General features: G+C 34.1%; 25 protein-coding genes. 4 read left to right on the top strand and 21 right to left on the bottom strand.

All coding sequences use genetic code 11. From position 1 onward, the window contains the following. Positions 1–26: 26 nt before the first annotated feature. The 5 genes from ABH959_RS12775 to ABH959_RS12755 form a co-directional block, all read right to left on the bottom strand. On the bottom strand, positions 27–602 hold the full coding sequence (locus ABH959_RS12775; RefSeq protein WP_113936084.1) for a biotin transporter BioY: 576 nt from the start codon (positions 600–602) through the stop codon (positions 27–29). A gap of 123 nt (positions 603–725) precedes the next feature. Beyond that, positions 726–2,339, bottom strand: coding sequence for a long-chain fatty acid--CoA ligase (locus ABH959_RS12770; RefSeq protein ID WP_219375458.1), 1,614 nt, complete (start codon positions 2,337–2,339; stop codon positions 726–728). Positions 2,340–2,509: 170 nt separating this feature from the next. Further along, positions 2,510–3,298: a helix-turn-helix domain-containing protein gene (locus tag ABH959_RS12765; protein WP_404492671.1), complete on the bottom strand. Its 789-nt coding sequence runs from the start codon at positions 3,296–3,298 to the stop codon at positions 2,510–2,512. A gap of 268 nt (positions 3,299–3,566) precedes the next feature. Beyond that, positions 3,567–4,127, bottom strand: a complete 561-nt coding sequence (locus tag ABH959_RS12760; RefSeq protein ID WP_404492670.1) for a GNAT family N-acetyltransferase — start codon at positions 4,125–4,127, stop codon at positions 3,567–3,569. Next, positions 4,124–4,327, bottom strand: coding sequence for a hypothetical protein (locus ABH959_RS12755; protein ID WP_033708017.1), 204 nt, complete (start codon positions 4,325–4,327; stop codon positions 4,124–4,126). The genes ABH959_RS12760 and ABH959_RS12755 overlap by 4 nt, the downstream gene beginning before the upstream one ends. Before the next feature lie 152 nt (positions 4,328–4,479). Between ABH959_RS12755 and ABH959_RS12750 the strand changes: the two genes are divergently transcribed. Continuing rightward, positions 4,480–5,292 (top strand): GNAT family N-acetyltransferase, encoded by an 813-nt coding sequence (locus ABH959_RS12750; RefSeq protein ID WP_404492669.1) that lies wholly within the window; start codon positions 4,480–4,482, stop codon positions 5,290–5,292. A 171-nt stretch (positions 5,293–5,463) separates the two neighbouring features. Next, positions 5,464–5,667 carry a CsbD family protein gene (locus ABH959_RS12745; protein WP_002137730.1) on the top strand — a complete coding sequence of 68 codons (204 nt, stop codon included), beginning with the start codon at positions 5,464–5,466 and terminating at the stop codon, positions 5,665–5,667. An 87-nt stretch (positions 5,668–5,754) separates the two neighbouring features. On the opposite strand, the gene ABH959_RS12740 is transcribed toward ABH959_RS12745, so the two are convergent. From ABH959_RS12740 to ABH959_RS12685, 12 genes are all read right to left on the bottom strand, one after another. Continuing rightward, positions 5,755–6,741: a HoxN/HupN/NixA family nickel/cobalt transporter gene (locus ABH959_RS12740; RefSeq protein ID WP_002128522.1), complete on the bottom strand. Its 987-nt coding sequence runs from the start codon at positions 6,739–6,741 to the stop codon at positions 5,755–5,757. Next, a complete protein-coding gene (locus ABH959_RS12735) occupies positions 6,728–7,360 on the bottom strand; it encodes an AmiS/UreI family transporter (RefSeq protein ID WP_113936088.1) in 633 nt (210 codons plus the stop codon). The genes ABH959_RS12740 and ABH959_RS12735 overlap by 14 nt, the downstream gene beginning before the upstream one ends. Positions 7,361–7,378: 18 nt before the next feature. Continuing rightward, positions 7,379–8,200, bottom strand: coding sequence for an urease accessory protein UreD (locus ABH959_RS12730; protein ID WP_113936089.1), 822 nt, complete (start codon positions 8,198–8,200; stop codon positions 7,379–7,381). Then, the gene (gene ureG / locus ABH959_RS12725) at positions 8,197–8,814 is read right to left on the bottom strand and encodes an urease accessory protein UreG (protein ID WP_000594929.1); all 618 of its coding nucleotides are present in this window, start codon (positions 8,812–8,814) and stop codon (positions 8,197–8,199) included. Before ureG ends, ABH959_RS12730 begins: the two co-directional genes overlap by 4 nt. 14 nt (positions 8,815–8,828) lie before the next feature. After that, positions 8,829–9,527, bottom strand: a complete 699-nt coding sequence (locus ABH959_RS12720; RefSeq protein WP_404492735.1) for an urease accessory protein UreF — start codon at positions 9,525–9,527, stop codon at positions 8,829–8,831. Continuing rightward, on the bottom strand, positions 9,505–9,960 hold the full coding sequence (locus ABH959_RS12715) for an urease accessory protein UreE (RefSeq protein WP_113936091.1): 456 nt from the start codon (positions 9,958–9,960) through the stop codon (positions 9,505–9,507). Before ABH959_RS12715 ends, ABH959_RS12720 begins: the two co-directional genes overlap by 23 nt. Before the next feature lie 18 nt (positions 9,961–9,978). Continuing rightward, complete coding sequence (ureC, locus tag ABH959_RS12710; RefSeq protein ID WP_002128526.1) at positions 9,979–11,691, bottom strand: urease subunit alpha; 1,713 nt, start codon at positions 11,689–11,691, stop codon at positions 9,979–9,981. Between the two features lies 1 nt (position 11,692). Further along, on the bottom strand, positions 11,693–12,022 hold the full coding sequence (locus tag ABH959_RS12705) for an urease subunit beta (RefSeq protein WP_000612162.1): 330 nt from the start codon (positions 12,020–12,022) through the stop codon (positions 11,693–11,695). 14 nt (positions 12,023–12,036) lie between these two features. After that, the gene (locus ABH959_RS12700) at positions 12,037–12,339 is read right to left on the bottom strand and encodes an urease subunit gamma (protein WP_001241327.1); all 303 of its coding nucleotides are present in this window, start codon (positions 12,337–12,339) and stop codon (positions 12,037–12,039) included. 139 nt (positions 12,340–12,478) lie between these two features. Beyond that, positions 12,479–12,730: a DUF2164 domain-containing protein gene (locus ABH959_RS12695; protein WP_404492667.1), complete on the bottom strand. Its 252-nt coding sequence runs from the start codon at positions 12,728–12,730 to the stop codon at positions 12,479–12,481. Positions 12,731–12,747: 17 nt separating this feature from the next. Continuing rightward, positions 12,748–13,200 (bottom strand): peptidoglycan recognition protein family protein, encoded by a 453-nt coding sequence (locus ABH959_RS12690; RefSeq protein WP_002066601.1) that lies wholly within the window; start codon positions 13,198–13,200, stop codon positions 12,748–12,750. A 15-nt stretch (positions 13,201–13,215) separates the two neighbouring features. Further along, entirely contained in the window at positions 13,216–14,019 is an 804-nt protein-coding gene (locus ABH959_RS12685) for a protein phosphatase 2C domain-containing protein (RefSeq protein ID WP_404492666.1), read from the bottom strand. Positions 14,020–14,162: 143 nt separating this feature from the next. Here ABH959_RS12685 and ABH959_RS12680 point away from each other — a divergent pair, with 143 nt between their 5' ends. Further along, positions 14,163–14,972, top strand: a complete 810-nt coding sequence (locus ABH959_RS12680; protein WP_000251329.1) for a YitT family protein — start codon at positions 14,163–14,165, stop codon at positions 14,970–14,972. A gap of 20 nt (positions 14,973–14,992) precedes the next feature. Here the strand turns inward: ABH959_RS12680 and ABH959_RS12675 are convergent, their stop codons facing one another. After that, positions 14,993–15,364: a VOC family protein gene (locus ABH959_RS12675; RefSeq protein ID WP_242310463.1), complete on the bottom strand. Its 372-nt coding sequence runs from the start codon at positions 15,362–15,364 to the stop codon at positions 14,993–14,995. 236 nt (positions 15,365–15,600) lie between these two features. Here ABH959_RS12675 and ABH959_RS12670 point away from each other — a divergent pair, with 236 nt between their 5' ends. Then, positions 15,601–17,133: a BA3702 family sensor histidine kinase gene (locus ABH959_RS12670; RefSeq protein WP_113936949.1), complete on the top strand. Its 1,533-nt coding sequence runs from the start codon at positions 15,601–15,603 to the stop codon at positions 17,131–17,133. A 114-nt stretch (positions 17,134–17,247) separates the two neighbouring features. Here the strand turns inward: ABH959_RS12670 and ABH959_RS12665 are convergent, their stop codons facing one another. The 3 genes from ABH959_RS12665 to ABH959_RS12655 form a co-directional block, all read right to left on the bottom strand. Then, the gene (locus tag ABH959_RS12665) at positions 17,248–18,039 is read right to left on the bottom strand and encodes a phosphotransferase (RefSeq protein ID WP_404492665.1); all 792 of its coding nucleotides are present in this window, start codon (positions 18,037–18,039) and stop codon (positions 17,248–17,250) included. A 137-nt stretch (positions 18,040–18,176) separates the two neighbouring features. Beyond that, entirely contained in the window at positions 18,177–18,791 is a 615-nt protein-coding gene (locus ABH959_RS12660) for an alpha/beta hydrolase (protein WP_002087830.1), read from the bottom strand. A 27-nt stretch (positions 18,792–18,818) separates the two neighbouring features. Then, positions 18,819–19,757: a ring-cleaving dioxygenase gene (locus ABH959_RS12655; RefSeq protein ID WP_404492664.1), complete on the bottom strand. Its 939-nt coding sequence runs from the start codon at positions 19,755–19,757 to the stop codon at positions 18,819–18,821. Positions 19,758–19,967 lie beyond the last annotated feature (210 nt).

Raw genomic sequence — 19,967 nt, 5'->3', positions numbered from 1 at the left:
CGCAATGAACGTGTTTCTTCTCTTTCTTATCTCGCATTTGTATATTTCCCACTCTTTAGAGCAGGCGTAATAATATGTTTCAATGAGCGATGTAATCTTGTCACAAGAATCGCTGCTATAATTGCTTTTATGCAATCCCCCGGTAAGAACACAGCACTTACTTTCATCGTTTCCCATACGGAAACCCCCATTAAGAAAGCTTGTACAGTAATACCAAATACATAAACTACGAAAATACCACCAATTATATTAATGCATAGTACTTTTATAATAGAAACTTCACGTAAACGCTCAATTAAATATCCAATGACAAACGCTCCAACGATATAACCAAGTAAATATCCTGCACTTGGTCCAACAAATACACCTGGCCCCCCGCGTCCACCAGCAAGTAATGGTGCTCCAACTCCAACTATAAGTAAGAAAATAAGCTGACTTAACGCACCGAGACGTGAGCCTAACAACCCACCAGCAAGCATAACACCGAGTGATTGTAATGTAATTGGAACTGGTGTAATAGCAAGAGCAATTGGAGGTATTAACCCTAACACTCCCATAATAGAACTAAATAAAGCGACGAAAACTAAGTTTTTTGTATTCATATTTGCTTCTCCTATTTGTAAACTTAAATCAGATTTTAGATAACATATTATAGGAGTTATATTATCTTTCCTTTTGACGTTTGTCAACCGTAATTAAAAATAAGTTTACAAATAAAAGTTCGGTTATTTCTCTTTATGCAAATGCTCAAGTTCTTTTCGAAGTGCCTGTTTTAAAAACTTCCCAACAGATGTTTTCGGTATTTCTTCCATAAATACAATATCATCTGGTAACCACCACTTCGCAAACTGCGGTTTTAAAAACTCATATATTTCTTCTTTTGTAACCGTACTATTTTTCTTTTGAACAACGCAGGCAACTGGGCGTTCTTGCCACTGCGGATGAGGAATTGCAACGACAGCCGCTTCAAATATAGCATCATGTGCCATTAAAGCATTTTCAAGATCCACTGAAGAAATCCATTCTCCTCCGCTTTTAATAACATCTTTCGTACGATCAACAATTTTCACGCAGCCTTCCTCATCAACTGTAACAACATCACCAGTATATAACCAACCGTCTCGGAATCCTTCGACAGTACGATCATCGTTATAATAGCTTTCAGCGATCCAAGGTGCTCGTAAGCATAACTCTCCCATCTCAGTACCATCCCACTTCACTTCACCGTTTGTACCGACTACTTTCATCTCTACACCAGGGACAAGATATCCTTGTTTTGAGCGGATTTCTAATTGCTCTTCATATGATAATTCTGTTTCATAACTTTTTAAACGTGCAAGTGTTACGAGCGGGCTTGTTTCAGTCATACCATATGCATGTACGAAAGGAACATTATATTTTTGCTCAAATGCTTTAATAACGCTTTTCGGTGCAGCAGCACCACCGCATAATATTCTCGTTATACTAGATAAATCGTAACTATTATTTTCTAACTCTTGTAATACACCGAGCCAAATTGTCGGCACACCTGCTGCTATCGTTACTTTTTCAGCTTGAATCATCTCTAATAAAATTTTCGGAGTAAACATTGGTCCTGGCAGAACTTGTTTAGTTCCAAACCAAGTAGCTGCAAAAGGAAGCCCCCAAGCATTCACGTGGAACATTGGTACAATTGCCATAGCCGCATCACTTTCCGATAAAGCAGCTGTATCGGCTAAACCGAGTGCCATACAATGCAAAACCGTACTACGATGCGTATAAACAACGCCTTTTGGATTCCCTGTGGTCGCTGACGTATAACACATACCAGCAGGTGTATTTTCATCAATATCTTTTACAAATTGGAAATTGGGATCGCCTTCTTCTAATAGCTTTTCATAATGATATACAGGCTCCAGTGTAGTTTTGGGAAGTTCGTCTTTATCAGTCATAATAATGTAGGCTTGTACAGTTGATAATTGCGATTGAATATTTTCAACAAGTGGTACGAGATCTTCATCAATGAGTAAAATGCGATCTTCTGCGTGCTGAATAATGTATGAAATATGTTGAGGAGATAAACGAATATTAATTGTGTGTAAAACGGAAGCAATACCTGGAATAGCAAAATATGCTTCTACATGTCGATGATGATTCCACGCTAACGTTCCTATGCGTTCGCCTTCTTTAATCCCAAGCTTTGTTAACGCACTGGAAAGTCTTCTTGTCCTTTCCCCTAGCTGCTTATACGTTAAGGTCGTAACTGTATCATGCGTCCGTGAAATGATTTCTTTCTTCGGGAATAGTTTTTCTGCCCTTTCCATCATAGAACTAATTGTTAGAGGTACATTCATCATCATATTGTTTACATCCTCCCTTTAAAGCGTTTTCATTTCTGTATATTATAACAGACTTCTACAAAAAATTACGATATTTTTCTGTATTTTCTGAATTATTTCTTTGGAAATAATTCTAATAAATAAAAACCATGTTTTGAATACATACGATACAAAACATGGTTCTCTCCTATTTAAAAACTATCTACCTTTTTTCTTACTTTCTTTTTTAATTTAAAAATGACACGATTACTATATTCTTTATTTTCTACTAAAATTCGATACATCTCCCACACTCCTACAACACGAACAAAAAGATAGACTCCAATAGCAATAAGTACAACACAGTACGGATAATACTGCACTAATTCGCCTGAAGTGATATGCTTTTTCTCAAATAAAAACGGTATCGCTCCTGCTGCAATAAAACAAAATCCAACAATCATCACTGCAGCATACCTCTTCTTAATTACTTCATATCTTTTTGTCAATTCTTTTAAAAAGTTTTGATCAAATAGTAATTCTTCTTTTTTTAATACATTGTATCGACTCTCTTCTATCGTTGCAGGTACCATCATTGCTCCAATTCCAAGGACAGCAATAATAATGACAAGAAATGTCGACATTGTTACATCTTCTTTGAATAATAAATACGGTATTGTAGATAAAATAAGCAAACTAAACCCTAACGCGATATATTTTGAAATCTTTTGTCCGTACACTATATACCCTTCTGCCATTTCCGTACTTACATAATAACCATGTTCAGTTTCATTAATTTGTTCAGCAGTTTCTTTTAATAAGTAATCAAGAGATACTTCAAATACATTTCCAATCATTATTAACTTTTCAGTTTCAGGAAATCCTTGACCGCTTTCCCATTTACTAACTGCTTGCCTTGTTGTGTTTAATTTCTCAGCTAATGCTTCTTGAGAAAGGCCCTTTTCCTTTCTTAATTTAAAAAGCTTTTCACCAAATCCCATATGTGTGTCCCCCTTTGTTTTCTTAACTAAATTGTATGCAAACATTGCCCCTATCTCTATCTTCCTGTGGTTGCACTTTGTCAACTTACGGTTGCGATTGTGTTATATAGCGGTTTTCTATACGATTTAGCTAGTTTTCTTCTATGATTGTGGTATTAAGAAAAACAATATCCCTCAATAACCAATTATAACAATTAAAGGTAATTATTGTTATATGCAAAACAAAAACCCCCTTATTCAATTAAAGGAGTTTTCAATATAAAATATTTCATTGATTCATATATCTTTTCCTAGATATACAATACCTCTTCGTATCACGATACTTACCTTTAATGAACAGATCCTTTTGAATTGTACAATCGTATTCCATATTCAAACGTTTCATTAATTTTTCAGATGCTTCATTTTCTGAATTACATCCTGCTTCAATACTATTAAGACGTAACTCATTAAAACCATAGCTAAAAAAAGCTGAAGCCGCCTCGGTAGCTAATCCTCTACCCCAATATTTTCGTGATAAGGCGTATGCAATTTCCGCTTTATGTTCAGTTACATCATATTTTATAAATCCACAAGTCCCTATGAGTTTTTGTTCCTCTCTTAATACAATTCCAAGGGGAGCTACTTTTTCTTTCTCATATTGACTCACAATTTCTTCTATATATTTTTGTGTGTCATGTAACGATTGATGAGCATCCCATACTGTATACGTTGACATTCCTTTATCTGAGGCATACTCATATATATGTAAAATATCACTCATATTAATTCCCCTTAATATAAGACGTTTCGTATACAACGCTGGATATGACCACTTCTCAACAATCATAGCGGCTTCTGCTTAAACCTTTCATAATTCCGTACCTTTAATGAAAGGATATTCCCGCAATCTGTACAAATATAAGCATCCACTGGTGAAGATGTGAACATCGTTTCCTTTTTCCGTATTTGTGCATAACCGATAAACTCACCTTCTCCTATGTTTTGAGAACCGCAATGAGAGCATGTCTGCACGTCTTTCTGTTTCATGAGAGCACCACCTTTAATCTGTTTTCACTCCCTTCGACAGTTCGCTTCCATTTCCCTTCCAAAAAACCTCTTATTCTCTTACATTTCAACAGGAATTTCAGAAGAAAAATCGTATATGTACTATGAAATATATTTATTGACGGAGGAATCGTATGAGTACAATTATGACAGTCAATACAGCACAAGAAATTGAGAACGCAGAAATAAATATGCTTTCTTCTAGATTAGAGGCACTACAAGAAATAAACGGAAATCCAATGCAAGTACAAATGAAAAAGTTCGGGAGTGCCACTGCCTTTTCATCAAAATTAATTGCTGGTCCTGCTTTTAATACAGTAAAGGGCATTACATTTATAAATACAGATGAGATAGATGAAATCATCGCTTATTATCAATCACTACAAATCCCTTGCCGTTTTGAAATTACACCTGCTCAAGGTACAACTGAACTATTTCAATACTTATCTCAAAAAGGCTTTTACCAGTCTAGTTTCCATACCGCTTTATATAGCATACCGGGACAAGATTTTCCGCTTCCCCCTTCTAACATTTCAGTACGCAAACTGAAAGAAAATGAGTTTCATACTTTTGCAGATATTTATGTACGTGGATTTAATATGCCGTCCTTTACAAAATGTGGTGTGCACCAAAATAACGAAATTCTCTACAATAAATCCGGCTGGCATTTTTTCATAGCCGAAGTTCAAAACACTCCTGCTAGTATAGGGGTACTTTATATAAATAAAGGTGTTGCTTCATTAGCTGCTTCTGCTACTTTGCCAGAATTTCAACGTAAAGGGTGTCATACCGTATTAATTCAAAAACGAATTGAGACCGCTCTTGAATCCAATTGTAATTTAATAGTTGGACAAGCAAGATTCGGTAGCGGCAGTCAAAATAATATGGAACGTGCCCATATGAAAATTGCTTATACAAAATCAATATGGACTGCGAAAGACATATAATTAACTTTCTTTTTCTTTCCATTACGAATGTATACATTTTATGACAATTACCTTTCTATCCTGTTACTCATTTGAATATTCAAACTAAATTTGTTACGCTATTACTAGATACATCATTCAACTTGCAATATGAAAAGAGAATTCTACTCAAACTACAAGGAGGAGAAATGTATGACTAAACATGATCATGGTTTAAAAGAAAAAGTAGAAGGTGCCATTGATAAGGTAAAGGGTGAAGTAAAGGAAGTTGTTGGGAAAGTAACTGACAATAAAAAATTACAAGCCGAGGGAAAATGGGATAAGGTGAAAGGCACTGCTAAAGATACGGTTGGTAATATAAAAGAAAAAGCACATGAATATAAGGAACATAAATAATAAAAAACACGTTAGATGCATTTTCATCTAGCGTGTTTTTTATTTCAGTTTATATACATAATTAACCAAATATTACACGGTATATTTTTATTTCTCTATACTCTTTGTAAGTGGTTCTTTAAATGCATTTCTATTCCATACAGCAAAAACAATAAGAGAAATAATAAAGAATACAACAAGACATATACCCAAATAATCAAAATTAACTACCTGAATGAGATTCCAAAACGGTCCCTGTAAATTATAGCTTTCAATAAGTAAAGATAATAGTTGATAACCCCCTATTAAAAAAGCCGTTATAACAGATATTGAGGTAATTAATACGTTATATGAATTTCTAATTCGACTATTTTCCATTGCCCACTTATAATTCGTATTCATGAATGTACTATCTAATGTATCCATCAACGACATTCCTGCAGCAAACAAAATGGGAAAAGCAAATATACTTACAAGCGGGATAGATTGACTTGTTGCAGTTACTGTAGAAAGAGCAATTAATCCGATTTCACTTGCTGTATCAAAACCAAGCCCAAATAAAAAACCGATCATATACAATTGCTTTTGACTATCAATAAACCTAAATAAGCGCTGCGTGAAACGATATATAAATCCTAAGTTTTCTGGTTGCTTATCCTCTTGGCTTCGTAACACTTTAATAAGGTACAACAGATTGGTAAGCCCAATAATAATAAGAAATGTACTAGAAACAATTGTGCCGATAATACCGCCTATAGTAGAAAAACTCTCCATTCCATGTTTTGCTGTTTTTCCAATTAAAGCAATTAATACGATCATCACAAATACTACAGTAGAGTGTCCTAATGAGAAGTAAAACCCCACCCCCTGTGAGTTTTTACCTTTTTCAATTAATTTCCGAACAGTATTATCAATTGCGACAATATGATCACTATCAAACGCATGACGCAATCCTAAAGAATATGCAATAATAGCCATTCCAATTATGCTATTGCCTTTATACAGTGCAGGTAATAATAAGAGAATTCCAAGCACATGAAGAAATATAATAATAACAAAAAAATTAGTTGCTTTTTTCAGTTCACTTTTCCACATAGTTACTAACCCTTTCTACTTTAGATTGAATGCTCTTGAAAAAGAAAAGTGCCATAATAAAAACTACAATCGTTATAATAGTCACTAAAATAATTACAAAATCATTTAACATGCCTGTATTATTTGTAAGTGTTAACAGGGCTGGTATCGTTGCAGTAATCCAAGATTCAATGAAGCAAACAATCCCTACATAAATATGAATCTTCTTTTTCAACCCATCTTGCAAGAAAAATAAAAACCAAAGGAACGCCCAAAAGAACCAAATTATTGTACTTTGTAGACTTCCACTCTCATGTAATTGATTCGCTATTCCCATAACCGTTGCAATAATAGCAACCCAAAGAGAATAGTAGCCTACACCTGAAGAATCAAGTTCTAATATATTCGTAAGGCCAACATATAAATAAGTAAAACCAAATAAAAAAATAGTTCCATTAGATAGGATAGTCCACTCATTAGATTGACTTCCTGTAAATAATAAATATAGTGGTGTCAAAGTTTGTAATGCCCCTACAAATAAATTGAAGTACCCTACACTTTTGCTATCAATGAGTTTAAAAGCTGCTAGTGCATTCATAAATAGAACTGCACCGACAAATAATAATCCCACATTAGTCATAGTATCCCCTTCTCCTACTTAATATTTTCGATAGGATGTTAATTTTTCATGCAGACAATTCTCTCTAACAAAACGATGACACTGAAAAAATATAGACTCCATATCCTCTGTATTATGACTAAGTATGCGTATGACAAAGCCTTTACATGGCATAGAAGATATTCCAATCTTCATATTGTTAGTGTTAGAAAGCGAAGTTTTTAATGCTACAATTAAATCATTTGTAATGTTCTCATTAATAACCATGAAAGTACCATAATGGGAATATTGATTTAATATTCCCATTTGATCTAACGACTCTTTGAAAGGGTTTAACAATAAATGATCGTAAACTACAAGTTTGTTTTCCATATATACTTTTGTTAGCGAATCAAAATACTGGTATGTGAACTTCTCCATATTTGGAGACCAACCAGGCGTAACTGAATCGCATAAAATCAATGTAGAATTATTTTGCATATATATATTTGTTTTTTGCTTATATGCTGCATCCTTGTACATAATCAACGGATCTGGTAAATACTCCATAACAGCATTTTCACCAATATAAACATTCAATTCTTGCAAAGCATAGCTATTTGGAGTCTTGTAAACTTTCGTTGCTGATTGGCTTGTTATATATGTTTTCGCATCTTCATGAACATTTATATTTATAGAATAGAAGTCTCCTTTTAAATAACCTCCACCAGAATTCATGATATAGTAATATGCTCTACCATAATCGTCCAAATATATTGGCTGCGTTACTTTTAAGGCATCTTTATGATAAACCTTAATAGGTACCGTTTTATGTCTCTTTTCCATCACATCAATGTTTAAGACACCTGTAGGGGCTTTCATTTCTTCAATCCTTCTAACATGATGTTTTGTCGCATCCAATTTATTAATCCCTGTAAGCCTTCCTCATCCTTCAAATTTGTAAAAAAATATGGTTTATTATGTCGGTAATTTTTCGTATCCTGCTCCATAACTCCAAGATCAGCCCCTACATAAGGTGCCAAATCCGTTTTATTAATCACAAATACATCAGATTTGATCATTCCTTGTCCACCTTTACGAGGAATCTTTTCTCCTTGTGCTACATCAATAATATAAATTGAAAAATCCACTAGCTCTGGACTAAATGTGGCAGCTAAATTATCACCCCCACTTTCAATAAAAATAATATCTAAATTACTATGTCTAATCATGAGCTCTTCAATTGCTTCAAAATTCATAGAAGCATCCTCTCGAATTGCTGTATGTGGACACCCTCCTGTCTCTACACCAATAATTCTATCTTCTGGTAAAACACCCGTTTTCAATAAAATCTTTGCATCTTCTTTCGTATAAATATCGTTTGTAATTGCTGCAATTTCATAATCTGTATTTAAATATTTTGTTAACTTTTCAACTAACATTGTTTTCCCAGCACCTACCGGGCCACCAATACCAATTTTAATAGGCTTTATCATTTTATTTTTCCTCCCTATGACATGAAGACTCTTATATTTACATCTTCATGTTGCATTTGATTTATTTCGAATTCAGGATCATTCAATCCAAAATCCTCTAATGAAAGCATTTGAATTCTATCAATAGATTCACAGATCAATTCATGGCATTCTTGTAATAGTTTTTGACCATCCGTCTGTCCAAGAGGAATGGCTCTCACACCATTTTGAATAATACTTCCAACACATGAATATAAGAAAACTAAGAGCGTTTCTTCTACTGTCATTTTCAATTCCGCCCCTAATATTCCGTATACGATACTCGGATGACCTTGTAATTTATTACCCATAACATCTTCTTTGTATATATTTAAATTTGCAAATGAGAACAGTTCACACAATAGTTTAGAAGTACTTTTACTAATCATTCTATTTGCTCTTCTACATTCAAAAGGCAATGTTTGTGCTGTTATTAAATCATCTAAAAATGTAATTTGTTTTCCATCATTATTCTTAGTGGCTTCGTAAGTATATTTGCAAATTAAGCCGTCCGTGTGTGTTAATTGCACTTTTACATATCGATTAATCCATTTGAAAAATTCTCCTTTATTTGTAACTTGTCCCTCTTGAATAAATGTTTCTAATCCAAAAGAGTGACTAAAACTTCCTGTTGGGAAGTTCGAATCACTAATTTGGAGTAGGTTAAGTAGGTTAAATATGTTTGTGTGAAGCATGCTTGAACGGTTTGGGTAATACTCTATTTTCTTTTTGATAAGGAACACCTTCCTTTTTGAGTAAATCTTCTACTAAGTAGTCGTTCGCCAAAATCATACACCCTTCATCGAATTGTGCTGGCAAATGTCTATTTCCTAAGTTATGAGCAATAATTCCCATTTCTTTTATTGACGTTGGAGTAATTACAATTACCTCTTCTGGTAACACTTCAATATATACAATACGATGTTCATCTTCATATAAAATATCACCGTTCTTTAATGTTTCTCCATTATCTAAAGACACCCCAATTTCAAAACCAGATTCTGAATATAATTTCTGAACCCTCTTTAGTAAAAGCTCACTAGAAATCAATATTTTATCAAGATGCTTTTTTGTATTTGCAAAATCATTCATATTGCATACGTTGTTATTAATTTTTTCAATAATCATTTTATCTCCTCCGTTATATCAAAATAAAAAATATCTTTGAGCCATAGGTAATACATCTACTGCTTCACACGTAATAACTTGTCCATCAACTTTAACTTCATATGTCTGCGGATCTACTTCAATTTCTGGTGTTGCATTATTCAGCTTCATATCTTGCTTAGAAATCTCTCTCGTATTTCTAACAGGTAATACAACTTTATTTAAACCTAATTTTTCTTTAATATTATTCTCATAAGCTACTTTAGATACAAATGTAATCGAACTTGACTGTACCGCTTTTCCATATGCACCAAACATCTTTTTTTCATAATATGGTTGTGGTGTGGGGATCGAAGCATTCTCGTCTCCCATTAATGCCATCACTACCATCCCGTTTTTCAAAACCATATCTGGCTTAACACCGAAAAATTGTGGATCCCATATTACAAGGTCTGCATATTTCCCAGCTTCAATAGAGCCGACATATTCTGAAATCCCATGTGTAATAGCTGGATTAATTGTATACTTAGCTATATAGCGTTGAATTCTATTATTATCGTTATACTCTTTATCTCCCTCTAAACTACCAATCTGCTTTTTCATTTTATCGGCGGTTTGCCAATTGCGAATAATAACCTCTCCAACCCTTCCCATCGCCTGCGAGTCAGAGCTAATCATGCTGAAAACCCCTAAATCTTGCAAAATATCCTCTGCCGCAATTGTTTCTTTTCGAATCCTTGAATCCGCAAACATTACATCTTCTGGAATATTTGCTTTTAAATGATGACATACCATGAGCATATCTAAATGTTCATCCAACGTATTCACTGTATATGGCAAGGTCGGGTTCGTTGAAGAAGGTAAAATATTATTCAGTGCAGCAATCTTTATAATATCTGGTGCATGCCCACCACCAGCCCCTTCAGTGTGGTACGTATGAATAACACGATTATCAATAGCCTTTATCGTTTCTTCCACAAAACCACATTCATTTAACGTATCAGTATGAATAGCAACTTGAATATCATATTTATCAGCAATCTGTAACGAGTGATTAATTGCTGAAGAAGTCGCTCCCCAATCTTCATGAATTTTTAATCCAATAGCTCCTGCAAATATTTGTTCTTCCAGGGCAGGTAAACTTGAACTATTTCCTTTCCCTAAAAACCCAATATTTATAGGAAAAGCTTCTGCTGCCTCTAGCATTTTTCTTAAATTCCAAGATCCAGGCGTTATTGTAGTTGCCTTAGTACCCTCTGCCGGTCCTGTTCCTCCCCCAATTAAAGTTGTTATACCTGAAGCTAATGCTGTATCAATTTGTTGTGGGGATATGAAATGCACGTGTGTATCAATACCTCCAGCTGTAACGATTTTTCGTTCACCAGAAATTACTTCCGTTGATGTTCCAATGATGATATCAATATTATCCATAACTGAAGGATTACCACTCTTACCAATTGCTGAAATCTTTCCATCTTTTATACCAATATCCGCTTTATATACTCCTGTATAATCAATAATAATTGCATTCGTAATAACAACATCAACAACACCCTGTTCCCTTGTAAGTTGCGAATTTTGTCCCATACCATCCCTAATTGATTTTCCTCCACCAAAGACAGCTTCATCACCATATACCGTGTAATTTCGATCAATATGTGCGAATAATTGTGTATCCGCTAAACGAATAGAATCTCCTGTAGTTGGACCATATAAATCAGCATATTGTTTACGTGACATCTTAAAACTCATGCTATCTCCCTCTTTTTTTGTAAGATTGAATATCGCCATCCACTTTATTTTTAAATCCATATACTTCTTGCTTCCCTGAGTACGGAACTAATTCAATCGTTTTTTCATCCCCAGGCTCGAATCTTACCGCTGTACCCGCTGGAATATTTAAATGTTGTCCAATTGCTACACTACGATTGAATTTTAACGCCTCATTCACTTCATAAAAGTGGTAATGAGACCCAATTTGAATCGGTCTATCTCCCTGATTTAACACCTTAACTTTCGTTGCTTTTTTATTTCCATTACATACTATGTCTTCTTTCGCAAGGATATATTGCCCTGGAATCATAACATTCACTTCCTTTAATGAATTGGTTGATGAATAGTTACTAATTTTGTTCCATCAGGAAAAGTTGCCTCAACTTGAATATCTGATATCATGTCTGCAATCCCATCCATAACATCTTCAGCACTTAAAATATTTTTTCCAAGCTCCATTAATTCCGCTACATTTTTACCATCTCTTGCTCCTTCCAAAATTTCATACGTAATAATAGCGATACTTTCTGGATAGTTTAACTTAAGCCCTCTCTCCTTTCGTCGATAAGCTAAATCAGCCGCAACAACTACCAGCAGTTTATCAATTTCTCTTGGAGTTAATCTCATTACAATCTTCCTTTCTAAAATATTTTAAAACTAAGAATATTCTAAAAATAAAAGATGTACTTCCAATGTCCTTTCCGTGTTTTCTCCATGTTTTTTTCTGCTAATCAAATAAAAAAAGACTAGAATTTCTAGTCTTTTTTTATTTCCCTTCATTCTTCTCTAACACATATAAATCTTCTTCAATATTCGTTAATTTCTCACTTACAAGTTTTCTTGCATCTCCAATTGCTTGATTGTATGCAAATGGTCCTACTAACTTTATCATTTCTTCTATTAAACGTTCTGCTTGGAAACGTCCAATTTCATCTAAATCTTCTTCAACGAAAAATTGCTGAATTTGTGCTACAAGCTTTTCTTTTTTATCATTCGTTATTTTTATGTTCATCATCATTCGTTACTCCTCTATATTTAAGATAATACTTTTCTTAACTCTACCATAGAAAATCGATTTCCTGGACAAGTTTTTGTAACCCCTTCTAACTCCCTATGGCCGAGTATATTTCCTTTCTCTATGGCAAACTGCTTCATAAACATTTTACATAAAGAATATAATGAATTCATTTGTGCAGTAGTTGGATCATATTTATCAAAATTCCCCGTCATACATATTCCAATTGTATCACTATTATTATCTTTCGCATGTGCTCCAATATGTAAACCTCGCCCTTCGACTACAGTTCCATCTTCTTCAATAAAATAATTGTAACCAATCCCGCTCCATCCTCTTACCTTTTGATGAAATTCGTGAGTTTTATACACATCCCATCCATCTTCTGACGTATGGTGGATGATCAGTTTATTTACTTTTTCTAAAGGAACTAACTCATTTTGAAATGTTAAATTTACACATTTAATTTCCATTTGAACTTCCTCCCCTTAAAAATCAATTATAATAATTGTTTTATCATCTGGTCTTATTCTATTTTCTCCTTCTAGCCTTTCAATGATTGCTACATATTCTTTTATACTATTCTTTCTTATATATATCACAATTTGTTCTAACGACCACTCCGGATGGAACAATCCGTCCGAACAAATAAAGATCCCACTTACATCAGCTACATGTAATTCCCCATGTTGTAAATAAGTCATTGCTTCTTTCATCCCATTTGCAACTGCGTAACCGTTTGGCACATTCGCAAGATAGCGGTTGTATTTCAACTGCTCCCGAACATCTTGAAAAACATGTTCTTCCGGGACTGGTAATCCTTTTTTACAATCCTCTTCTCTCTTCTGTTTTGCGCGTTTACTAATTCCCTTAACTGTATCTTTCGTTAATACTCTTATCGCTCCATCCTGAAGTATTGCAACGATCATACAATCACCTAATTGTGCATATTCAAGTTTTTCGCCTTCTATTTGAACTGCTGCAATACATGTACACCACAGATGGTCTTTTTTTCTCGTATCAACCTTGTACTCTAGCATCTTGTTTTGCAATAATTCATTCGCCTTTGCAACTTCATCTTGTAAACTATTGACCTCTCGTAGCGAAGTAAAATGACTTGCAAATAAATGTGAAGCGATGTATGCTCCATTATGTCCTTCTTCATCACAAAATGGAACTAACGGTGTTGCTCCATCGCATACACCGTAAATCATTTTATCTTCATTACAAAAAAATGAATCCTCACACTCTTGTTTTAAAGGACTCTTCTGTTGATACGTCGTTATCTTCATATCTGTATCCCCTCCTAATTTATCAAACACTCGAACTATTTAGATTAATCTAATTTTCCAAAATAAACTGTTTTCCCCAAAAACTTTCAATTTCATATATAATCTTGAAATAATATGATTATTTAGTGAAGGACGGGAAAGAAATGGTCAGATTTCTTGGTGTTATTTTTGGTTCTATTATTATCGCAATTGCCTTTAATCTTTTCCTTATCCCCCATAAAATTTTAAGTAGTGGAATTGGCGGAATTGCTATTATTTTAGGGATTGTAACCCCTGTAAACACAGGTATTATTAACTTTGTATTGAACTTACCTATCCTTATTTTAGGATACATAGGTCTTGGAAAAAAAGTAATTTTTAACACGGTTGTTTCTGTAATTGTATTATCTGTTGCATTATACTATGTTCCAGTAAAAGTCGTAGCAACAGACCCACTTTTATCATCTGTATTTGGCGGTGTCATCGCCGGCGCTGGTATTGGTCTTGTCTTTAACTGCCATGGTTCAACTGGTGGCTTTGATATTATCGGTATGTTGTTATCTCGCAAGCGAGATATTAAACTTGGTGGATTCCTTATTGCATTAAATACAGTTGTTGTTGTCATTGCAGGATTTTTCTTCACTTGGGATGTTGCCCTTACAAGCTTACTTTCAATTTATGTAACTGGTAAAGTAATTGATGCCGTTCATACAAAACATCGTAAAGTTACACTTATGATTGTAACAAATCAAGCGGAAGAAATGAAAAAAAAGCTTCTTTCAACTGTAGTACGTGGAATTACGTTACTTGATGGTGAAGGTGCTTATTCAAACGAGAAAAAACGTGTACTTATGACAGTCGTTTCACGTGAAGAATTAGCAAGTATGAAACTAACGATTTCGGAAATTGATCCTCATGCATTCGTTAATATTACGGAGACTGTTGAAGTATTAGGATTGTTTAGAAAAGTGTAAAAAACTAGGTGGATCTCCACCTAGTTTTTATTTTCCATAAATTCAATTCGATTTCCAAACGGATCTGACACGTAAAATCTGATTACATCTGGTCGCGCATGATCATCTATTACTTCAATACCTCGCTTTATTAACCCTTGTTTAAATTCATTAATTTTCAAAACATAAAAAGCTGGATGCGCTTTTTTAGCTGGATTAAAATTTTGCTCAACTCCGATATGAATCTCTTGATTTCCACACTTAAACCAACACCCACCACGCTTCTTTAATTCCTCTGGCTTTGGGATTTCCTCCATACCAATTTTATTACCATAAAATTCTCGTGCTTCTTCTTCACATCCTACTGGCGCCGCTACTTGTACATGATCAATTCCTTGAATATAATTTTTCATATTCCTTCCCCCTCTTCTATTCTAATGTTATAACGAAAATACATTCATGTAACTTAGAAAATATTAATAAAGCAATATAAGATTCTCTTATTACTACCTTTTTTTACCTTCCACTAAAAATAAAAAAGAAAATTTATTATATAATTTCCATTTTTTATAGAAATACACATTGCACCTATATTATAGTTAGTACTAGATTCATCTTTTTTAGATGCTAGTTGTACGGAGGAAATATTATGAGTCGTAAAAAACATTCATCTACGCAAAAAAAGCGTCACCCAAACGTCTCGGAGCGCTTGCGAAACCATATACAAAATCGTTCTTTAGCAGAAATGTATGCATCTCTTTTTGAACATAACCCTGATAGTATTATTTCATTGAATTTAGAAGGAGTTATTTTACATATTAACCCCTCTGCGGAAAGAATATTAGGTTATACTTCTAACGAATTAGAGCGGAAAACAATCACTTCTATTTTAGAAGCACATATTTCTGATCAAGTGCTACAATACATAAAAAATGCTGCAGCTGACAATCAAAAAGAGTATATCGTCTCTATTTATCATAAAGACGGATATTTACTAGATGTCGTAACAAAATTAGTTCCTATTTTTGTTAAAAACCGTTTAACAGGTGTATACGCCATTATGAAACCCCTTGAAAAATCAGAAAGAATTGAGAAAGTATTACAAGAGAGTGAGAAACGATTACGCACATTAATGAATTCAATGCCTGCATTTGTTATTTTTAAGGACCATGAAGGACGCTGGCTTGAAGCGAATGACTATGCGCTTTCTTGTTTCAATTTCCATAACGTTCCTTATCATGGAAAAAGAGATAATGAACTCATTCAATATAACGAAGCATACCGCGAATCTTTTTTGCATTGTGAAGAAGTCGATGAACTAACATGGCAAAAAGGACAAATTCTTCACGGAGAGGAATTTATTATACATAGAAATGATTTCGACCTAGTTTTAAGCATTTCAAAAGTCCCACTCTTCCATCCTGATGGCTCACGCAAAGGTCTTATAGTGATGGGAAGAGACGTTACCGAACTAAAAGAAACTGAAAAGTTATTACGGAAATCCGAAAAACTTGCAGTAGTAGGACAACTGACAGCTGGAATCGCTCATGAAATTAGAAACCCGCTCACTTCATTAAAAGGATTTTTAACGTTATTACATCCAGAAATAAATGAGGAAAATAAATGGTATGTGGACGTTATGTTGAGTGAAATTTCACAAATGGAATCTATAACAAGCCAATTTATGGCGATGTCTAAACCACAAGTGTTATTTATTCATACATGCAACGTACAAACATTAATTGAAGAAGTTGTAACTTTTATTTTACCAACAGCAATTATGCATAGCGTTCATATCATCATGGATCATTTCGATTATATTTCTGACATTCAATGTGACAGTAATCAATTAAAACAAGTTTTGATTAACATATTAAAAAATGCAATCGAGGCGATGCCTGATGGTGGTAACATTTTCATTCAAACAACTTCGTTAGAAAGTGATTTTGTTTCAATACGCATTATGGATGAAGGTTGTGGGATTCCTGAAGAGCGCATGGCTCGTCTTGGCGAACCTTTTTATAGCTTGAAAGAAAAAGGAACTGGCCTTGGCTTAATGATGTGCTATAAAATCATTCAAGAGCATCACGGGAAATTATTCATTTCCAGTGAATTAAACATAGGAACAACTGTCGATATCCAATTACCGATTGCTACAGCTCATCCTGTAACAAACTCTTAACTATACATCTACAAGATATTATAAGTAGTTCAGTTATTGTGGAAAACATCTACACTAAAAAGCTCAAAGTCCCTATATGACTCTGAGCTTTATTTTTGTATACGATTTATTTTATTAGATCCACTCTTTTCCATGTTTACGAATAAACTGAATATCATTTTCATAATGTTCAAGATGCCCTTCATCTATCATCTTTTGGAAGTTCATATCGCCTTCTAGTACTTTTCTTTCCACATATTTACATAACCCTTCTAATCGTAGCAATACCATCTCCAGATAATCTTCTTCCATACCCCCACCGTAAGATTCAAAAAACAATTTAACCCTTTGCTTTATGCGGTCTGCATGCTGTAATGAATTATAATAAACCGCCTCACTTGTTTCCTTATAATAAACTCTACTTAATGGGACACAAGTGTAAAGAGTATAGGCTATGTCCCAAAGTCTTGGCCCAGGACCAGCAACATCAAAATCGATAATACCTACTGGTTTTTCGTTATTAAAAATAATGTTGTATATTGCAAAATCATTATGGCATACAACCTCTATTTTATTTGGAGTATTATCCATCGGTTTCCAATCATCTGATAACGGGAAGTCACTCACAGCATCATGATAAAGACGGAGCATCTTCGCTATTTCTTTTAAAACATCATTAGACCACATATACTTTTTTAAAGGATAATTACCAGCTTCTCCTTCAATAAATGATAATATCTCTCTATCTTTATCATCAATACCTAAAAACTTTGGTGCATAACTAAAACCTTTGTTTTCCAAATGATTTAATAGCTTATGAATTTTGGTACTGCCTTGCTTTAATTCTCGTCGAACAGTATCTTCCGAACGATATACGTTTGAGACATTCCCTCCCGTTAACATTTCTTCATTTTCGTAGTTTGACATCTAATAGTTCCCCTCCATTATTCTACATTTTCTTTATATTTTAACATAACTTTCCTATTCTCTTTTAACCCCTTAAATTGCAACAAAAAAATCGAGTATAAAGTCTTTATGATTTTACACTCGATTTAGTCTACTATTTATGCATGTGAAAATATTTTTTCATACCATTCTGTTGCCTTCTCTACTTCATTCATCGTTAATTGATGTCCTCTATTTTCCCAATGCATTGTTACATTAGCATCTACATTTTCTAATAGCATCTTCAATTCCTCTGACTCAGAAGGTGAACAAATTGGATCATTTGTTCCAGCAGCGATAAATACGAATTTCTCTGCTAAATTAGGTAATTCTATTCCTCTTCTAGGCACCATTGGGTGATGAAGGACTGCACCTTTTAATGCATTTTCGTAATGGAATAATAAGCTCGCCGCAATATTTGCTCCATTTGAATACCCAACAGCTACGATATTATCTCTATCAAATTCATATGTTTTTGCTGCTTCATTTAAAAATTCATTTAATTCCTTCGTACGGAAAACAAGATCCTCTTCATCAAAAATACCTTCTGCTAATCGGCGGAAGAAACGAGGCATCCCATTTTCTAATACATTTCCACGAACACTTAATACAGAAGCTTCCCGATCAATTCTTTCTGCAAGCGGTAATAAATCTAATTCATTTCCTCCTGTACCATGAAGCAATAACAACACTGGTTTTGACGTATCTTTTCCTTTTTGAAAAACATGTTTCATCATATTCCTTTTCCCCTTTCAATCACTTTAATCTAGATTTCTCACTTCAAATGGTAAGAGTGTCTGTTCAATTTGTTTTCTATGTTGTTCATATCGATCCGGTAATTTTAACTCCTCACCCATCGTCTCTAAAGATTCGTCATGGGCAAAACCAGGAGGGTCTGTTGCAATTTCAAATAAGATTTCGCCGTGTTCTCTAAAATAAATTGCGTTAAAATAGTTTCGATCTTGTACAGGGGTTACACCATATCCAAAGCGAGACACATGCTCTTTCCAGTCTAATTGATCAGCATCATCATTCGCTCTCCAAGCAATATGATGAACTGTACCAACACCCATTTGCCCACGTCCAATTGTTGATAATCTCAAATCGATAATATTTCCAATATCAGCAGAAGAACGGAACCGCATAAACTCTCCCTCTTCTCCTACTTTCTCAAGACCCATAACATGCTCTAGCAATTCAGCAGTTTTTTGAGGTTGTGCAGATAAAAGAACAGCACCGCCAAATCCTTTAATTGCTACTTCTGGCGTAACTTCCCCAAAAGTCCAATTATTTAATTCGCCCTCTTCTCTTTCAACTAATTCTATATGCAAACCATGTGGATCATCAAATTCTATATACTGTTCTCCAAACCGAGTCATTTTTGTATACGGTACGTCGAATTTTTCTAATCTATTTTCCCAAAACTCCATTGTGCCTTTTGATACGACATAAGACGTAATGCCTACTTGACCGTCCCCAATAATACCTTGACGAGCACCTGCCCATGGGAAAAACGTAATAATTGTTCCAGGCTTTCCTCCTGTATTACCAAAATAAAGATGATACGTACCTGGATCATCAAAATTCACTGTTTGTTTTACTAAACGCAATCCTAATACACCTGCATAAAAATCTACATTTTCTTGTGGGTGACCTACGATTGCTGTAATGTGATGAATTCCCATCGTTTTCTTTTCCACTTTCTCCACCCCCTTTTTTATTTCATTACAAAAAACGTTTATTCGCTAAAATTCATTATTCATTTTGTCCATATGATAAAGTTCAATCCGCAATACTATCTTTTTCAAAATTGAGGTATTTCTCTAAAAAACTAACACATTTCATTTAGTTCAAAAAATATCTCGAATTCGAGATATTTTACAAAAAAACTACAGTTCTTATGATTATAT

Origin of the sequence: Bacillus sp. RC51 (assembly GCF_044908115.1) — a bacterium.
Taxonomy (GTDB): domain Bacteria; phylum Bacillota; class Bacilli; order Bacillales; family Bacillaceae_G; genus Bacillus_A; species Bacillus_A mycoides.
The sequence above is the reverse complement of the archived record's forward strand: the minus strand, read 5'-3'. Positions and strand labels throughout refer to the sequence as shown.

Excerpts from the sequence above, each read along its gene's own strand:
- ABH959_RS12665 (WP_404492665.1), bottom strand. The coding sequence starts at position 18,039 with ATGTCAAACTACGAAAATGAAGAAATGTTAACGGGAGGGAATGTCTCA.
- ABH959_RS12770 (WP_219375458.1), bottom strand. The coding sequence starts at position 2,339 with ATGATGATGAATGTACCTCTAACAATTAGTTCTATGATGGAAAGGGCA.
- ABH959_RS12675 (WP_242310463.1), bottom strand. The coding sequence starts at position 15,364 with ATGAAAAATTATATTCAAGGAATTGATCATGTACAAGTAGCGGCGCCA.
- ABH959_RS12750 (WP_404492669.1), top strand. The coding sequence starts at position 4,480 with ATGAGTACAATTATGACAGTCAATACAGCACAAGAAATTGAGAACGCA.
- ABH959_RS12690 (WP_002066601.1), bottom strand. The coding sequence starts at position 13,200 with ATGGAAATTAAATGTGTAAATTTAACATTTCAAAATGAGTTAGTTCCT.
- ABH959_RS12775 (WP_113936084.1), bottom strand. The coding sequence starts at position 602 with ATGAATACAAAAAACTTAGTTTTCGTCGCTTTATTTAGTTCTATTATG.
- ABH959_RS12685 (WP_404492666.1), bottom strand. The coding sequence starts at position 14,019 with ATGAAGATAACGACGTATCAACAGAAGAGTCCTTTAAAACAAGAGTGT.
- ABH959_RS12715 (WP_113936091.1), bottom strand. The coding sequence starts at position 9,960 with ATGATTATTGAAAAAATTAATAACAACGTATGCAATATGAATGATTTT.
- ABH959_RS12680 (WP_000251329.1), top strand. The coding sequence starts at position 14,163 with ATGGTCAGATTTCTTGGTGTTATTTTTGGTTCTATTATTATCGCAATT.
- ABH959_RS12730 (WP_113936089.1), bottom strand. The coding sequence starts at position 8,200 with ATGAAAGCCCCTACAGGTGTCTTAAACATTGATGTGATGGAAAAGAGA.
- ABH959_RS12765 (WP_404492671.1), bottom strand. The coding sequence starts at position 3,298 with ATGGGATTTGGTGAAAAGCTTTTTAAATTAAGAAAGGAAAAGGGCCTT.
- ABH959_RS12735 (WP_113936088.1), bottom strand. The coding sequence starts at position 7,360 with ATGACTAATGTGGGATTATTATTTGTCGGTGCAGTTCTATTTATGAAT.
- ABH959_RS12740 (WP_002128522.1), bottom strand. The coding sequence starts at position 6,741 with ATGTGGAAAAGTGAACTGAAAAAAGCAACTAATTTTTTTGTTATTATT.
- ureG (WP_000594929.1), bottom strand. The coding sequence starts at position 8,814 with ATGATAAAGCCTATTAAAATTGGTATTGGTGGCCCGGTAGGTGCTGGG.
- ABH959_RS12695 (WP_404492667.1), bottom strand. The coding sequence starts at position 12,730 with ATGATGATGAACATAAAAATAACGAATGATAAAAAAGAAAAGCTTGTA.
- ABH959_RS12755 (WP_033708017.1), bottom strand. The coding sequence starts at position 4,327 with ATGAAACAGAAAGACGTGCAGACATGCTCTCATTGCGGTTCTCAAAAC.
- ABH959_RS12670 (WP_113936949.1), top strand. The coding sequence starts at position 15,601 with ATGAGTCGTAAAAAACATTCATCTACGCAAAAAAAGCGTCACCCAAAC.
- ABH959_RS12760 (WP_404492670.1), bottom strand. The coding sequence starts at position 4,127 with ATGATTGTTGAGAAGTGGTCATATCCAGCGTTGTATACGAAACGTCTT.
- ABH959_RS12720 (WP_404492735.1), bottom strand. The coding sequence starts at position 9,527 with ATGCTTCACACAAACATATTTAACCTACTTAACCTACTCCAAATTAGT.
- ureC (WP_002128526.1), bottom strand. The coding sequence starts at position 11,691 with ATGAGTTTTAAGATGTCACGTAAACAATATGCTGATTTATATGGTCCA.
- ABH959_RS12660 (WP_002087830.1), bottom strand. The coding sequence starts at position 18,791 with ATGAAACATGTTTTTCAAAAAGGAAAAGATACGTCAAAACCAGTGTTG.
- ABH959_RS12700 (WP_001241327.1), bottom strand. The coding sequence starts at position 12,339 with ATGAGATTAACTCCAAGAGAAATTGATAAACTGCTGGTAGTTGTTGCG.
- ABH959_RS12745 (WP_002137730.1), top strand. The coding sequence starts at position 5,464 with ATGACTAAACATGATCATGGTTTAAAAGAAAAAGTAGAAGGTGCCATT.
- ABH959_RS12705 (WP_000612162.1), bottom strand. The coding sequence starts at position 12,022 with ATGATTCCAGGGCAATATATCCTTGCGAAAGAAGACATAGTATGTAAT.